Genomic DNA, 16,706 nt, shown 5'->3' with positions numbered 1-16,706 from the left:
AAATACTGCCTAACTTGCACGATACTGGTGATATAAAAACACTTAATTAAACGAATAATCTACTGATAAAAATATTAAAAGTAGCTCACGTGACTCTCCTTAGCCTCCACTTGCAATCTTACTTTTCTTCCCAAAATTAAGGCTTGATTGTCTTCTATATGTCCCGCAAGAAAATTAAAAGCTACTGGAAAATCGTATTCGGCCGTGATTTCGGCGATAATCTCCTTTGCGGTTTTGCCAAAAGGAACAGTATTGTCATTCATATCATTCATTCCGCCAATAATCAAGCCGCTAATTTGATCAAACCAGCCGTTACGTTTCAGGTTTTGCATCATTCGGTCGATATGGTAAAGATATTCATCCAAATCCTCTAGAAACAAAATTTTTCCTTTCAGATCTAAATCCGATTCACTTCCGATAAGGGAAAAAAGAACCGACAAATTTCCCCCTACAAGTTCTCCCTTAGCAACGCCTTTTCTGTTGAATTCCGAAGACGGAAAATGATAATCGAAATCTTCTCCAAATAAAGCTTTCCTTAAAGTTTCTCGGCTCGCTTCACTTTTGGTTTCTACACCCAAACACATCTGTGCGTGTAAGGTAGATATTCCTAAGTTATTGATTTGAGAATGCAAGGCGGTAACATCGCTATAACCCACAATCCATTTTGGATTTTTTGAAAAGTTAGAAAAATCGAGTAAATCTAAAATTCGCACCGTTCCATAACCTCCCTTAGCACACCAAATCGCTTTGATGTTGGGATCCTCCATTTGTTGTTGCAAATCTGCCGTCCGCTCTTGATCAGTTCCAGCAAATTGATGTTCTTCCAGTCCAATGCTAGATCCCATCATAGTAACTAAACCCCAAGATTTTAGAAGAGAAATTGCGGGTTGCAATTCTTCTGGAGTTACTTTTCTAGCTGTGGCGACGATGGCAATTTGGTCTCCTTGATTAAGTTTTGCTGGTATTTTCATAGATATCAATTTCAGAAAATGAAAGATAAAAAAATCTCTTCATTTCCCTAGTAACAAATCAAGAAGGATGGATAAAAAATAACACGCATCAACACGAGTGAAATTTAGTTTTGTGGAGTTTATTTAAAACGATGCTTTCCTTACCTTTGTGGCCTATTAAAAATCAGAAAAAATGAGCACACCCAAAAGATATACCATTACCGCCGCATTACCTTACACCAACGGACCCATTCATATTGGGCACTTGGCTGGAGTTTATGTCCCTGCCGATATTTACTCTCGTTACTTAAAAATGCGAGGAGAAGATGTGGTTTTTGTTTGTGGTAGCGATGAACACGGGGTGCCCATTACCATAAAAGCTAAAAAAGAAGGGATTACTCCGCAAGATGTAGTGGATAAATATGACGGAATTATCCGTAAATCTTTTCAAGATTTCGGAATTGAATTCGACAACTATTCTAGAACTTCGGGAAAGACACATCACGAAACGGCTTCGGCATTTTTTAAGAAATTGTACGAAGACGGCAAGTTTATAGAAGAAGTAACCGAGCAGTTGTATGATGAGGAAGCTAAGCAATTTTTAGCCGATCGTTTTGTGGTGGGAACCTGCCCTAAATGTGGTTACGAAGAAAGCTATGGTGATCAATGTGAAAAATGTGGTACTTCTCACAATGCCACCGATTTGATTAATCCAAAATCGGCGATTACAGGAAATATACCTACCTTAAAAGAAACGAGACACTGGTTTTTACCCTTAGATCAATATGAACCTTGGTTAAAAGAATGGATTCTTGACGGACATAAAAAAGATTGGAAGTCTAATGTTTACGGTCAGTGTAAATCTTGGATTGATGATGGCTTGCGTCCGCGTGCCGTAACTCGGGATTTAGATTGGGGAATTCCTGTGCCCGTAAAAGGCGGCGAAGGAAAAGTACTTTATGTGTGGTTTGATGCGCCTATAGGATATATTTCTGCCACCAAGGAATGGGCAGAACAAAATAATAAAGATTGGGAGCCTTATTGGAAGGACAAAGACACCAAACTGGTGCATTTTATAGGGAAAGACAATATTGTTTTTCACTGTATCATTTTTCCTACGATGTTAAAAGCTGAAGGAAGTTATATTTTACCCGATAATGTGCCTGCCAATGAATTTTTGAATCTCGAAGGCAACAAGCTTTCTACTTCTAAAAATTGGGCGGTTTGGTTACACGAATATTTAGAAGATTTCCCAGGCAAAGAAGATGTGTTGCGTTATGTGTTAACGGCCAATGCACCCGAAACTAAAGACAACGATTTTACGTGGAAAGATTTTCAACAACGTAATAACAGTGAGTTGGTCGCTATTTTTGGGAATTTCATTAACCGTGTGGCGGTGTTGACTCATAAATATTATGAGGGTAAAGTTCCCGCTGCTGCGGAATTAAAAGAAATAGACGAGCAAACTTTAGCCGAATTAAAAGCTTATCCTGCCGTTATTGCAAGTTCTATAGAGAAATATAGATTTAGAGAAGCTCAAGCCGAAATGATGAACGTGGCTAGATTAGGAAACAAATACCTAGCCGATGAAGAGCCTTGGAAAACCATTAAAACCGATGAAGCACGTACCCAAACTGTGATGTATGTAGCGCTTCAAATCGCTGCAGCTTTAGCCACTTTATGCAAGCCCTTCTTACCGTTTACTTCTACCAAACTGAATAAAATGTTAGCCCTAGAAAATGCGAATTTTGATTGGAATTCCATCTCTTCAGAAGAAGCTTTATTAAAAGAAGGGCATCAAATTAAAGAAGCTGAATTGCTTTTTAGTAAAGTGGAAGATGAAGAGATTCAGAAGCAATTAGACAAATTAGAAGCGACTAAAAAAGCAAATGCTGCCGAAGTTAAAGCCGCAGAACCTCAAAAGGAAATCGCTACTTTTGACGATTTTACCAAATTAGATTTACGTGTGGGAACGATTGTGGAAGCCGAAAAAATGCCGAAAACCAAAAAATTATTGGTCTTAAAGGTAGATACGGGAATCGATGTGAGAACCATTGTTTCTGGAATCGCCGAAAGTTTTAAACCCGAAGATATCATAGGAAAGAAAGTTACAGTTTTGGCGAATTTAGCACCTAGAAAATTACGCGGCACGATGAGCGAAGGGATGATTTTGATGACCGAAAATGCTGAAGGAAAATTGGTATTCGTAAATCCTGATGAAGAAAAAATGAACAACGGAACGGTCATTTCTTAATTTGTAGAGGTGATTATGTACTTAAATACTCGAATATAAAAGATAGCTATGATGTCAGGTTGAGCGGAGTCGAAACCTCTTGTTGAAACCGATTAGATCATACCGCGACACAGCTTACCCTACTGTAAAGATGGGCTCTGCAAAAGCTTTTATAAAGGGAAAATATATGCGGAATTAAATAGTAGACTTTTTTTAAATCTACCCTAATAAACAATCATGCTCAAAATCAGTTTTCATCCTAGTTACATTCATCCGCTGCCTGCACGGCATCGTTTTCCTATGGAAAAATACGAATTGCTACCTCAGCAATTGTTGTATGAAGGAACTTGCGAAGCAGAGAATTTTTTTGAACCCGAAGTTTTAAACGATAAATATTACCTAGCCGTTCACGACCCCGAATATTTTTATGATTTTATCAATTTAAAATTAAGTCAGAAAGAGATACGAAGAACGGGGTTTCCGCTTTCGCGGAGTTTAGTACATAGAGAATTATTAATTGCGGGAGGAACCTTACAAGCCGCAAAGTATGCGTTAGAGTATGGCGTGGGAATGAATATCGCAGGAGGGACGCATCACGCGTACACCAATAGAGGTGAAGGTTTTTGTATGCTTAACGATCAAGCGATTGCCGCAAAATACCTACTAAACAAAGGCTTGGCGAAACAAATCTTAATCATTGATTTAGATGTGCATCAAGGCAATGGTACCGCAGAAATTTTTAGAGAAGATGCTTCGGTGTTTACCTTTTCCATGCACGGCGCAAAAAATTACCCTTTTAAGAAAGAAGAGTCTAATTTGGATATTGGATTGCCCAATGAAACCGAAGATGAAGTTTACCTAGAAAAATTAAAAACAACTTTACCGAATTTAATTGAGCTGGTAAAACCCGATTTTGTGTTTTATTTAAGCGGTGTTGATGTGTTAGCCACCGATAAATTAGGAAAGTTAAGCTTGAGTATTGCTGGTTGTAAGGAAAGAGACCGCTTTGTGCTACAACTTTTAAAAGATGCACAACTCCCAACCCAAATAAGTATGGGTGGCGGTTATTCTAAAGAAATTAAATATATCGTAGAAGCACATGCTAATACGTATAGACTAGTGCAAAATATATTTTTTTAGCTTTTCCAATTGTGTCCGTGCAAGGCCAAAGCCGTTTTTAAAACATTCTTCTGACTCACTAAACCTATGATTTTGTTTTGGTGGCAAACAGGAAAGCGTCTTATTTTTAAGGTAAGGAATTTGTTAGCCAGGTCAAATAAGTGCATATCTGGATCAACAGTTTCCACATTTTTAATCATATAATCTTCTACATTAGTGGCTTCCATGGGTTGGTTGTAATACCGCGATTCAGAAATTTGTTTGATACAATCCCCTTCAGAAATAATGCCTATTAACTTACCATCTTCATCCACCACGGGGCCACCAGAAATCCCCAATTTCACCAAAGCTTCCATAACCTCTAAAATAGGTTGACCTTTTTTAAACGTGGTAATATCTTCTGTCATAAAATCGCGCACCGTAATTTTTTCTGCCTCAGCTGCTTCTTTTCCTACATGATTCCCTTGAAAATTTTTGATTCCCATAATTTATTTATTTTCAGTAATTTATACCAATTTAATTTTGAAATGTCGTACAGAAAACGAAGCTGCTTTTTCATTCTATGACGCTGCGATTGGTTTGCATAGGCATAGCTATTATGAGCAACCCGTCCGACCGGAACGGGCGGGGGAAATAGAACGGAAAATGAACGAGTTTAAATGCGACATTACATTGTTAATTTGGTATTAAATATAGCGAAATCAGTTGAATAAAGAAAATGAAATTTGTAATAAAGAAAAACGCCCCGAAGACGGAGCGTTTTTATACTTGTTAGAACCTAAGTGGTTAGCATTAAGAAACAATAAATGTTCCTGCAATCGCAAGTACTTCATCCATAGTTAACGGCTCGTCAAAAGCTTCTGTTAAGGCATTGTCTCCCCCCAGAGAACCAAATGCCCCAGAAAGCTCCACTCCTCCTTGAGAAGTGTTTTCTTCCCCTGCATAAATCGCACTAAATGCTGCTGGAAGTGTATTTTCATTTTTGGTAATTAAACCTTTTTCTCCTCTCATTCTTCTTACTTGTGAAGCATGACGTGCTTCTACAGAGTGAACTTGAAGTGCATAAGTCAATAAGGTGTTGTCATTTGCTAATGCTCCTGCTTGACCTTTAAAAGCTCTTACTCCCGTATCTTCAAACCCTTGCGCTAAAGCCATGAAAGTTTCATAGTTTTGAAACGTATCAAGATTTAATCCTCCTGGTGCTCCTGTAAAATCAAAAGTAGGCTTCAAATCACCATCAGAAAGTCCTAGTGCAGTTACAAAGAAAGATACGTGAGAACTTTCATGATTAAGAATAGTTTGGAATACCGTTCTATCTTCTTCTGGGATTAAACCATTAGTATCCATTCCTATTTGATAAAATTCACGCTCTAAATATTCTAAAGAAAGAGCAAATTTTAGCACATCGTTATTATCTGCCATAAACGCAGCTGATGCCATTGAATTGGTGGCGGCTTTCGTAGAGTTACTTGTTGCAGCCATTGCAAAAGGAATAGAAGCCATAGCGGCATTTTTCCCTATATCTTTTAATTGTTGCAAAGAATCTCTTCTAGAGCCTTTGGCACTCAAGGCTTCTCTATCTGATAATGTATCTAAAAATTTTATAAAATTCATAATTTTGTTTTTTAAGTTGATAAATTAATTACGATGTAGGTAAATTATTGGCAGTAAAGGCTGTGGTGATAAACCCAAGATTTCCTACGGCAGCTAAAATATCTGCTGGTAGAATAGCTTTATCATAAGAATTACCAGTTCCTCCAAGATTTACTAAGATATCATCGCCAGCAAAATCCATTGACCCTGGGTTGACAAGATCACGAAAAGCAGACGCGTGTCTAGCTTCTACAGAAACTATTTTACCTGCTAGTCCTAGGTAAGCTTTCCCTGCATCATTACTTACATCAATTAATTGTCCTGCTCCGTTGTAAGCAGAAACTCCTGTATCTTCTAAAGCTACAGAGGTAGCTAATACTACATCTCTACTATTAAAGTCTACCGAAGAAAAATCAAAAGATAATTCTGGCAATACTTGGTCTGCCGAAACTACACTACTAATGGCAGTTTTAAAGAATTCTCTGTGAATGGCTTCGTGGTAATATACATCGTCTAAAAGCTGACGTTCAGTTCCACTAGTTCCTGCATAATACTGTCCTTCTCTGACTTTAGCATAAAAAGCAGCTTCTAACTGTTCTAAAGCGTAGGCATAATTTAAAATACCAAGATTTCCACTTCCTAAATCAAAGACATTTGGATCTGGATCTGGATTCGGATTCGGGTCTGGATCTGCTGGCACAAAATCATCATCATTACTACACGCCATTAAAAGACCCGTTCCTGCAAGAGCAAGACCACTCACTTTTAAAAATCTTCTACGGTTGTTATCAACCGTTTTTACATTCATTTTCTCATTTTTCATAATACTTAAGTTTTGTTGATCATTAAAACTTACGTAAGAAGGAAAGCCTTGGTTTTATTTTAGGTATATTTTTTTATTTTTTATTTATCCCTATCGTTAAAAAAAGTGATTATTATCGATTTTTCAGTCAACTACTTGTTGTTTTTACAGTTAATCCAGAGCATCTTTTAGAATCAAATAAAAATGTAGACAAAAAATAATACAAATCATTAATAACCTTGAGCTAACATAAAGCTGCTGTTACTTATGATTTGTATTTTATAGTTCTAGAGAAATAAAAGACGTGCCTATTTATTATTTAACATCAATAGTTCTTGACAAACTATTTCAGTAATATATCTTTTTTCTCCCGTTTTGGCCTCATAACTTCTAGAAGCTAACTTTCCTTCCACCATCACTTCTTTTCCTTTAGATAAATAGTTTTCTGTGATTTCGGCTAGCTTTCCCCAGGCTATAATATTGTGCCATTGGGTATCGGTTATTTTTTCTCCTTGTGCGTTCTTATAGGTTTCGTTGGTGGCGATAGAGAATTTCGCTAATTTTTTACCGCTTTCTAAAGCAATAATTTCTGGGTCGTTTCCTAGGTTTCCGATTAACTGTACTTTGTTTTTTAAAGAGTTCATAATGATAAGATTTAAGATGTTGATTTTCATTCGTTCATTTCAACAGTACAAAGATGAGGACTCACTCTAGTTTTATTCGTCTGATAAATAGTTGTTTACGTTTAATTTCGTTTCCAAACGTTTGTAGTCGTTTAAAAACGTATTAATTCTGATGAGAATTGAATAACTTTACAAAATGGAAGAATTACGTGTCAGCCTCATACAAACCGAAATCCTTTGGGAATCAATTGAAGAAAATCTTCTTCGGTATACCGAAAAAATAAAGGATCTCCAAAACACCGACCTCATCGTATTGCCTGAAATGTTTAGCACCGGCTTTACTATGAATCCCATTCCTGTAGCCGAAAAAGAATCTGGAAAAGCGGTGCAATGGATGATCCAGATGGCGACTTCCAAAAAAATAGCGCTCACCGGAAGCTTGGTCATTGAAGAAAACAAAAAATATTACAACCGTCTTTTTTTTGTTTTTCCTGATGGTAGTTATAAGACCTACGATAAAAAACATTTGTTCTCCTTAGCTAAGGAACACGCCAACTATTCCGCGGGAAGCGAAAAAATAAGTATTGATTATAAAGGATTTAAAATTTGTCCGCTTATTTGCTACGACCTGCGTTTTCCCGTTTGGGCTAGAAATGTAGAAGATTATGATGTGCTTATCTTTGTCGCTAATTGGCCCCATAAAAGAGTGAAAGCATGGGATGCCTTGCTAAAAGCGCGTTCTATAGAAAATATGTGTTACACTATTGGCGTAAATCGCGTGGGAACCGATGGAAATGATCTTTTTTATAGCGGCCACTCTGCCATTTACGACATTTTGGGAGATCAAATCTCTGCTCCATTTCAAGAAACCGAGTTGATACAAACCATATCTTTAAGTAAAAAATCTATATTGGAAGCCAGAAAGAATCTAGGTTTCTTAAGAGATCGTGATGAATTTAATTTAAAATAAAACTCTCATTAATATCCCAATTAGCACGCATTTCTACCATCTTAGGAAAATAGATAAGCGTTTCGGGTTTGGTTTGCTTCAGGTAGTTTCCTGAATCCCATTTTCCGTTATTATTTTTATCGTAGATAAGTCTTACCCTATACTTTCCAGGCTTTATAAATTCAAAATAAAACGAACTGCCCTCTTCCGCCTCATGAATCTTTTTTTCAATCACTTCCCCCTTAGTATCAACCAACTCTACTATAATAGGATAGGTTTTTACGTTAGAAACATTCAACGTCAACGTACCTAAATCTGCAATGGCGGGAGTTCTCACTTTAAAGTTCAAAGTGTCGTTTGGCGTATCATAGAAATCCGTAAAGGCATTGGGTAGCATTTGAATACTATAAATTTGCTCTTCTTCTTTCTCAAAGTCCAGCATCAGTTTATTTTCTAATGCCAACAAACGCGGTGTAGATTTCACCGCAACAGAATCTTTGTTGAGAATGCTTATTTTGCTACTGTCTACCTCCTTTAAAGGAATGTTGACATAAATCCCAAAATCTTCCTTTAGTCCGAGGTTGCTGGTATTAAGTTTTTTTATTTCTAAGCTATCTTTATACAACTCCTTCATCCTAGTAACAAGCGTGTCTTGATAGTTGTTTTGAGTTAAAGTTGCCACTAAACTGTCTTTCTCTATGGCAGGTTGAAACCAAAAATGCAAAGAATCTTTGTCAAAATCTTTAACGAGTCTTGTGCTAAATTGAGCCGGATTTGGATCTAAAATTTCTAGTTGAATACTGTCATTTAACTCTCCTTCATAGCCATAAACCACTCGATTTGCTCCCATTTGTTTTGTTTTGCTTACGCGGAAGTCTTTCTGCTCCATAAATATGCTAAACTCCAAGGATTTATCTGTAGGTAAGCTAAGCGTATCTTGTAAAAAATCAATTTTATCTTCGGAAGGATTAAAGAGGTAATTAGAATTTTTATCTTTTAAAGCGATTACCTTATACTTTCCTGCTTTCATATTTTCAATCTGAAAAGTATGTGTAGAATCTTGCGTATATCCTATATAAGTGGGCGGTGATTGATACACCAAAGAATCTGAATATTCCTGATCAATTTCATAAAGCAACACCGAAATAAACTCGTCTGTTTCTGCTTCAAAAGCATCTTTTATTTTCCCCGAAACTTGCAAAGAATCAATATAGCTTCCGGTAGAAAATACATATTTAAAAAACGGCAATGCATTTTCCTCGTTGTTGTCTATAATGCTGTTTCCAAAATTAATCGTGTAGGTGGTATTCTCTTTTAAAGAATCACCCAATTTAATGGTGACGTACTTTTTTGGATTTCCTTGTGGGGAGATCACAGGTCTGGGATCTATGGGCGGTGAAATAATAATTTGCCGCTGCGCATCTTCCAGCTTTATATACTCGTCAAAATAAATTCTAATTTCTTCTCCCTTAAAGCTGGTGGTGAAATTCTCTGGAGTTGATTTTAAAAACACAGGAGGAATGGTATCTAAATCTCCCCCTGTAGGCATTCCTCTTTTGGCGCAATTAAAAAATGCCGAAAACACCAAAAGACAAATCAAAAAATATAAAACACGCTGTATTTGCATAGCCACAAATTTTACGCAAAGAAACGATTATTTTTCTAAAATATCCTTTTATAAAGTAATCGCCATCGTCGCAATGCTTAGTTGCAGATTTGGAGCTTGCAACAATATTTGAGCACAAGTTTCTAAGGTAGTCCCTGTAGTAATAATGTCATCTACCAAAAGAATATGTTTATTAGCGATTAAAGCTTCATTTTGAAGTTTAAATAAATCGTGTTTCATTTCGGCACGCGCACTTCTATTTTTAAACACTTGTGTCGCCGATGGGGTTTCTTTTACCAATACCTTATCGGAATAAGAACAACCCAAATGTTTCGCCAAATTCTCTCCAAAGCCAGCCACTTGGTTGTAACCTCTTTCTCTCAATTTCTTCGCGTGTAAAGGTACCGGAATCACTATATCGAAGGCTTTTGCCCAAGCAACGGTTTTTAACTCTTCTCCTAACCAATCTCCCAAAACAAAACTAATTTCTTCTTTTTCCTTATATTTTAATTGATGCAGAAGCTTTTGTGTCATATTTTTTTTGTGAAAGACAAAAAGAGAAGTTATGTTTACCAAAGGAATTCTACCATAGAATACTTTTTTAGCAGTATTTTCGTTTTGGTAGTGAAAGTTGGTCGTAGGAAGCTGATACCTGCAATACAGGCATATCATTTTTTCCTCCTCCAGTAATGCTGTTCCGCAGCAAACACAAGCTTTAGGAAAAACAAATTCTAAAAAATCGTTAAAGACATTCAATTAAATTGATTTTTATTAACCTCAATTTAATCAAAAATAGAGTAAGTATCTGTGTATGAGCGAAAAAAAAGACAATCGTGTACTTAAAATCTTAATAGGAGTACTTAGCTTATTTTTATTGGTTTCTATTGTTTACACTTTCAGTTTCTACCAAGAGAAGGAAGAAAATGTCGAAATTATTTCCAAAGAGAAGAATCGCTTAAAAAACGAATTAGACCGACTACAGAAAAAATACGAAGACATTGTGATTGACAATTCTTCTTTAAAGAAGGAACTTACGAAAGAAAAGAAACGTATTTCTACGCTATTAAACTCTCTGGATAGTTCTAAAATGACCAATAACCAGTTACAGCGTTATAAAATTGAAGCAGAACTTCTTAGAAGACAGCGACAAAAATTACTAAAAGTAGTTGATAGTTTTTCTCAAAAAAACAAAGCGCTTCAAGAAGTAATCGATAGCACTTCTAGCGTACTACAACTCAATCAGCAAAAATCTGACTCGTTAAGTTTTGAAAAACAAGTCTTGGAAAGTCAGGTAGAGAAAGCTTCTGTTCTTCAGCTAAGCAATTTAAAAGCAGAAGGGGTTTACATCAAAGATAAAGATGAACTTCATCCCACCAATAAAGCAAGCAAAACCAAACAACTACGAATTTGTTTTACTTTATTAAAAAATGAGTTGGCTTCACAAGGATATAGGCAGGTATTTATTCAGGTTATTAATCCTAAAAACAAGCTTTTAGGATCCCAAGAACTAGTTTCTTTTGGAAATAAGCATTTAAACTATAGCGTTGTCAATACAATTCTTTATCAAAATAAGAAATTAGAAACCTGCATCCTCTTTGAGGTTTCACCAGCAAATATCATTCAAGGTCGTTACATTGTGAATGTATTTGACGGAGAACATCGCATGAAAACAAGCACTTTTTTCTTAAAATAAAAAACTTCAAGGCTAAACCTAAATTTAAGTCCGTATAATTATTATTTTTGTGCTATGGCAAAACAACAAGACACTTTTAAGCAAGTTATATCCCATGCCAAAGAGTATGGGTATATTTTTTCGTCTAGCGAAATATACGATGGTTTAAGCGCAGTTTATGATTACGGTCAAAACGGAGCAGAACTAAAGAAAAACATCAAAGAGTATTGGTGGAAAAGCATGGTTCAAATGAACCAAAACATTGTAGGCTTAGACGCGGCGATCTTAATGCACCCCAAAACCTGGGAAGCTTCTGGGCACGTAGATGCGTTTAACGATCCGCTTATTGACAATAAGGATTCTAAAAAGAGATATAGAGCCGATGTTTTGGTAGAAGATTATGCCGAAAAAATCAATCAAAAGGCTCAAAAAGAAATCAATAAAGCCAAAAAGAGGTTTGGTGATGATTTTAACGAAGAGGAATTTGTAACGACCAATCCTAGAGTGATTCGTTACCGCGAAGAACAAAAAACAATTTTAGCGCGTTTGGCAAAATCCTTAACGGAAGAAAACCTTGCCGATGTAAAAGCGCTTATTGAAGAGTTAGAAATTGCCTGCCCAGAAACCGGATCTAAAAACTGGACCGATGTAAAGCAGTTCAACTTGATGTTCGGCACCAAATTAGGCGCTTCGGCAGATTCTGCTACAGATTTGTATTTAAGACCAGAAACCGCTCAAGGAATCTTCGTCAACTTTGCGAATGTGCAAAAAACCGGAAGAATGAAAATTCCTTTTGGAATCGCACAAATAGGAAAAGCCTTTAGAAACGAAATTGTCGCGAGACAGTTTATTTTCCGCCAGCGAGAATTTGAACAAATGGAAATGCAATTCTTTGTTCGTCCGGGGGAAGAACTTAAATGGTTTGAACATTGGAAAGAAACCCGCCAAAATTGGCATGCTTCTTTAGGTTTGGGAGAAGATAATTACCGTTTCCACGACCATGAGAAAATGGCGCATTATGCTAATGCCGCTACTGATATTGAATTTAATTTTCCTTTCGGATTCAAAGAATTGGAAGGAATTCACTCCAGAACAGATTTTGATTTAAAAGCCCACGAAAACCTTTCTGGTAAAAAATTACAGTTTTTTGACCCAGAACTCAATAAAAACTACGTTCCCTATGTGATCGAAACTTCGATTGGTTTAGACCGTATGTTTTTGGCTGTTTTCTCTAGCGCATTACGCGAAGAAACTTTAGAAGACGGTTCTACGAGAACGCTTTTAAAGCTGCCTTCTATTTTGGCTCCTATAAAAGCTGCTGTTTTTCCATTGGTGAAAAAAGACGGTTTACCCGAAATTGCTCAAGAAATCATAGAGGAGCTACAATGGGATTTCAACGTGATCTATGATGAAAAAGACGCGGTAGGAAGACGTTACCGTCGCCAAGATGCTAACGGAACGCCGTTTTGCATTACCGTAGACCACGACACGAAAGAAGACGGACAAGTAACCATTCGTCATCGCGATACGATGGAACAAAAACGAGTTCCAATTTCAGAAGTAAAGGGAATTATAGCACAAGAAGTAAGCTTTAAAAATTGGATGCAGAAAGCATAAGTTTTAAAGCTAGATAAACAAAACCCGCTTAGAAATAAGCGGGTTTTGTTGCATTAAAAATAAGCCCTTAACTGCACACTCCCAGTATGGATGGCTTTGGCGTTTTCGCTTTTTCGGCCAAAATAGGATAGATTGAGGTCGAGATAATTGGTGAGTTTTCGTTGCGCCAACAGCGTCCACGTGAAATTTTTATTGGGTTGTAAACCTTGCAACATTTGGTAGGCAACGGGAGAAAAAGCACTGCCTGTAAACTCATTAAAAATATAATTAAACTCACCACTCAGCGCATATTTTTGAGCATTGGCAAAATTAAAAGAAGCACCTAGTTTTTGCTGTTGTAATTCTTCTTGGTTTCCCAAACTATTGGTTTGAGTGTTGTATTGGTAAAACACATCAAAACGCGTACTCCTAGAAAGTAAATAAGAGACCTTAGGATTGGTGGTGTAGCTTAAAATATCATAATTACGGTTACCAAAATTCTCTGAAGTACTTACCGTCGTCGTGGTTTGGTTATCAAAGTTAAACAACCAGCTTTCTTGCACTTTATGGTTAAATTTTAACTGATGACTTTCAATATCGTTTTCTTGAAAGCCTGTAGAAAGCAAGTTTTTGGCTCGGCTAGAAATATAAGTGTAAGACGTGGTGTAATTTTGCTTCCCCCGATTAAAGAAAATCGTATTCCTAAAATTAAGGTTGACAGCAAGCTCCTGACTCCCCGTATCGTTAAATGGATTCAAGTCAAAATTATCTCCCTCGCGTTCTATCTTTCGGTCTACCAAATAGGAAGTCTGATTGTAAAAATGTTGTAAAAACTTCTTGGCACTCGCATCATCGCTTAATTGCATAAAATTAAGCGTCACCACCTGGCTAAATTTATTCTGGTGCGTCTTTAAAAAAACCTGATTAGGAAGCAATACCCTTACATATTTTGCTTGGTCTGGATAAGGTGAAATTTCAAACTCTTCTAACTCCTGCAAGCCGTTATCGTTGTAATCGTTCCAGGTATATTGTCCCTCGCCAGGGTTTACTTCCACGTAAGTGAATTCTTGCTGCGCCACAGTTCCACTATTGGTTTCGTAAGCGGTGTTAAGACTTAGCACTTTGTTGAACAAAAACTGGTTGTACAACACCCGAGAGTTCAGCGATTGCTCATCTTCTACATTTTCTTCCTCATTAACCAACTTCCTGTAATTTGCAAATATAGAAAGTTGCGTATTTTCATTTTGTATCAATTGAGATTTTAAATAGTAGTTGTTAGACCGGCTCACACGCTGTAGATTATTGTTGCGCAAACTGTCGTTTACCCGATGACGATAACCTATTTCAGCATAAACCGCGGTACTGTCTCCCTCTCCCGCAAATACTTCGTAACTATTAAACCGCTGACTGATACCCGTTAGTTGCTGCGTCTCGTTTTCTTTCTGCTGATTGTCTTCTAGATTTAAGCGCGTTCCTGCCCAAACTTTACCAAAATCGTACACTGCAAAAGCATTCATGCGTGAAAATTGGGAATCGAAGATTTCAGATTCACTTTTTAAATAGCTTCCGTAAAGTTGCGTTCTCAGTTTCCCAATTTGATGCTGAGAAGTAATAATATGGCGAGTTCCGCTATAATTTTCTGAATAATCTAACTGTTCAAAACGGTATTGGGAGCTTCCGTTGTGGAGGGTTTTAAAATTGATTCCAGCCTGAATGTAATTTTGATTCCCTAGCGGATTTACTAAATTCCAATCCCTGTTAAATTCCACATTATACAAAGGTTCGATGCTCTGAAAATCATTTTGTATGTAATTTATTCCGGCGAAAGCCTCAACAAGCGAAGAATCTTTAAACCGAACCACGCGTTGATTCACTTCCACTCTTCCCGCAAACCCATCATTGTCATCATTATCTAATTCAGAAAACAAATTTTCATCGTTATTGCTGGCGGCAAATTCAAAATTAATCTTTGTTTTTTCTGAAGGTTGGTACTTTCCATGCACCACCCCAACTTGTAATTTGGTGGGTGCAAAAAGCCTAATGACAGGCTCATAATTTCCTTGCCGAATCCCGTTTACCGGAAGTACATACTCATAAATTCGCGTGATGGCACTCGCATTGGTTAAGACGTAATTTCCTTGATTTTCTCCTACTTTACTGAAGCGCACCTGAAAAAGATCCTCTTCGGGATTCGTAGAATACACAAAGACTTCTTCCCCATTTACGAGTTCTTTGGTGTACAAAACTTTGTTTTCATCAAATGTATCGGGTACGGCACTGGGCGCAATCATTTGGTCTATATTGTCTCCTGCACTGGCTAAGATTAGCGCTTGCTCTTCGTTTAAATTTTGCTGTAATGGCTGATTTTTAATGTCATTTTCTGAATACACAAACGCGCCAATTTCTAGCTTTTCACTGGTATGTTTTCCTCCACCTGTTGCGACTACGCGCGAATAATTACGATCTGAATATTGATATTCTACCGTGATTCTCATTTCTGAAGTGATGGGATAGGTTGCGTTAAAAACAATCTCTCCCGCATTATAATCAATGATATAATCTTCATTTTCTCCCCTTTCTAAACGGATTCCATTCACAAAAACCGACTCACTTCCAGAAACAATAAGTACAAACAATTCGCCATTGGGCCCCGTTAATTTATATGGCCCTTGATTGCCTTCTTGCGCTTGAAATTGATTTCTGGTAAACACCCCTTTTACCAAAGCCCCGGCGGCAAAAACTTCGGTTGTATTGCCATTGGGGTTGAGCGTGGCGCCAAGCGAAAGTCCCTGAACCTTTTTATGATAAGAAGCAAAATAAGAATCGTCTTGTACCAAATCTACATCTCCCGCTCTAATGTTCCAATTTTTGCCGTAAAGCTCAATAAAAATCTGATCGAATTCGTTTAAGTTTTGAGAATATCCACTCTGCTGGATGGGAATATTAGAGTCTTGCAAGGAAGCCCGAAGGTTAACATTATCTGATATTTTCCCCGTGATTTGTAAATCTAATTCAGAATCCAAGACCGCATTTTGATTGGTTCCCATGGTAATCCCTCTAGAAATACTTCCGCTAGTTGTTAATCCATCAAAGGGAACAAAACTTCGTTGATTTTTCTCTTCGCCCAATTGGTAAATTCGGTTAACGCGGTTTTCATTCCCTACAATAATATTGGGGTCAAATTGGTAATAGCGTTTGGTAAAATAGTCAGGATATTTTCTATAGACTACTTTAATAGAATCGTTTTGCTTCCGTAAAGAATCATTGAGAATAAGATAACTTTTGGAAAAATCTACTTGGTAGGCGGTAGAATCAAGTAACTTCTTTTGGGAGTTGTAAACTTTAAACTTAAAAGGATTTATGCTTACTGAATCTATAGCAATGGTATCGCTGACCGCTAATTTTTTTTCTTTAAAATCGCCCTCATACACCTGTGCTTTTACAGCAAATGTCAAAAGAAAAAGAAAAATGAAGCTAAGCGCACGCATATGAGGTAAAACTAATGCTTTTGCTAAATATTTTATGACATGCCCATCAATTTTTAAGAAACAAGCAATCTTAAC

At 37.0% G+C, this 16,706-nt stretch carries 13 protein-coding genes; 5 read left to right on the top strand and 8 right to left on the bottom strand.

Features of this window, described 5'->3' with window-relative positions:
* Positions 1–74 precede the first annotated feature (74 nt).
* Positions 75–971, bottom strand: a complete 897-nt coding sequence (locus RBU60_RS01865) for a S66 peptidase family protein (protein WP_308862924.1) — start codon at positions 969–971, stop codon at positions 75–77.
* Positions 972–1,143: 172 nt separating this feature from the next.
* Here RBU60_RS01865 and metG point away from each other — a divergent pair, with 172 nt between their 5' ends.
* Positions 1,144–3,204, top strand: coding sequence for a methionine--tRNA ligase (metG, locus tag RBU60_RS01860; protein WP_308862923.1), 2,061 nt, complete (start codon positions 1,144–1,146; stop codon positions 3,202–3,204).
* 216 nt (positions 3,205–3,420) lie between these two features.
* Entirely contained in the window at positions 3,421–4,323 is a 903-nt protein-coding gene (locus tag RBU60_RS01855; RefSeq protein ID WP_308862922.1) for a histone deacetylase family protein, read from the top strand.
* Here RBU60_RS01855 and RBU60_RS01850 read toward each other — a convergent pair.
* The 4 genes from RBU60_RS01850 to RBU60_RS01835 form a co-directional block, all read right to left on the bottom strand.
* On the bottom strand, positions 4,320–4,787 hold the full coding sequence (locus RBU60_RS01850; RefSeq protein ID WP_308862921.1) for a CBS domain-containing protein: 468 nt from the start codon (positions 4,785–4,787) through the stop codon (positions 4,320–4,322). The two genes, RBU60_RS01855 and RBU60_RS01850, sit on opposite strands and share 4 nt — an antisense overlap.
* A gap of 307 nt (positions 4,788–5,094) precedes the next feature.
* Complete coding sequence (locus RBU60_RS01845; protein WP_308862920.1) at positions 5,095–5,916, bottom strand: ferritin-like domain-containing protein; 822 nt, start codon at positions 5,914–5,916, stop codon at positions 5,095–5,097.
* 28 nt (positions 5,917–5,944) lie between these two features.
* Entirely contained in the window at positions 5,945–6,718 is a 774-nt protein-coding gene (locus tag RBU60_RS01840; RefSeq protein ID WP_308862919.1) for a ferritin-like domain-containing protein, read from the bottom strand.
* Positions 6,719–7,005: 287 nt separating this feature from the next.
* Positions 7,006–7,341, bottom strand: a complete 336-nt coding sequence (locus RBU60_RS01835) for a single-stranded DNA-binding protein (protein WP_308862918.1) — start codon at positions 7,339–7,341, stop codon at positions 7,006–7,008.
* Between the two features lie 175 nt (positions 7,342–7,516).
* Between RBU60_RS01835 and RBU60_RS01830 the strand changes: the two genes are divergently transcribed.
* Entirely contained in the window at positions 7,517–8,290 is a 774-nt protein-coding gene (locus tag RBU60_RS01830) for a nitrilase family protein (protein WP_308862917.1), read from the top strand.
* Here RBU60_RS01830 and RBU60_RS01825 read toward each other — a convergent pair.
* Both RBU60_RS01825 and RBU60_RS01820 read right to left on the bottom strand, forming a co-directional pair.
* Positions 8,277–9,896, bottom strand: coding sequence for an Ig-like domain-containing protein (locus tag RBU60_RS01825; RefSeq protein WP_308862916.1), 1,620 nt, complete (start codon positions 9,894–9,896; stop codon positions 8,277–8,279). The two genes, RBU60_RS01830 and RBU60_RS01825, sit on opposite strands and share 14 nt — an antisense overlap.
* A 48-nt stretch (positions 9,897–9,944) precedes the next feature.
* Complete coding sequence (locus tag RBU60_RS01820) at positions 9,945–10,631, bottom strand: ComF family protein (protein ID WP_308862914.1); 687 nt, start codon at positions 10,629–10,631, stop codon at positions 9,945–9,947.
* Positions 10,632–10,686: 55 nt separating this feature from the next.
* Between RBU60_RS01820 and RBU60_RS01815 the strand changes: the two genes are divergently transcribed.
* Together RBU60_RS01815 and RBU60_RS01810 are read left to right on the top strand one after the other, a co-directional pair.
* The gene (locus tag RBU60_RS01815) at positions 10,687–11,568 is read left to right on the top strand and encodes a hypothetical protein (protein ID WP_308862912.1); all 882 of its coding nucleotides are present in this window, start codon (positions 10,687–10,689) and stop codon (positions 11,566–11,568) included.
* A gap of 54 nt (positions 11,569–11,622) precedes the next feature.
* Positions 11,623–13,164 carry a glycine--tRNA ligase gene (locus tag RBU60_RS01810; RefSeq protein ID WP_308862911.1) on the top strand — a complete coding sequence of 514 codons (1,542 nt, stop codon included), beginning with the start codon at positions 11,623–11,625 and terminating at the stop codon, positions 13,162–13,164.
* Positions 13,165–13,217: 53 nt separating this feature from the next.
* On the opposite strand, the gene RBU60_RS01805 is transcribed toward RBU60_RS01810, so the two are convergent.
* Positions 13,218–16,598 carry a hypothetical protein gene (locus RBU60_RS01805; protein ID WP_308862910.1) on the bottom strand — a complete coding sequence of 1,127 codons (3,381 nt, stop codon included), beginning with the start codon at positions 16,596–16,598 and terminating at the stop codon, positions 13,218–13,220.
* Positions 16,599–16,706 lie beyond the last annotated feature (108 nt).

This window comes from Mesonia profundi (assembly GCF_031085155.1).
GTDB lineage: Bacteria > Bacteroidota > Bacteroidia > Flavobacteriales > Flavobacteriaceae > Mesonia > Mesonia profundi.
Note: the sequence above shows the minus strand (reverse complement) of the source record. Positions and strands in the feature narration are given on the sequence as shown.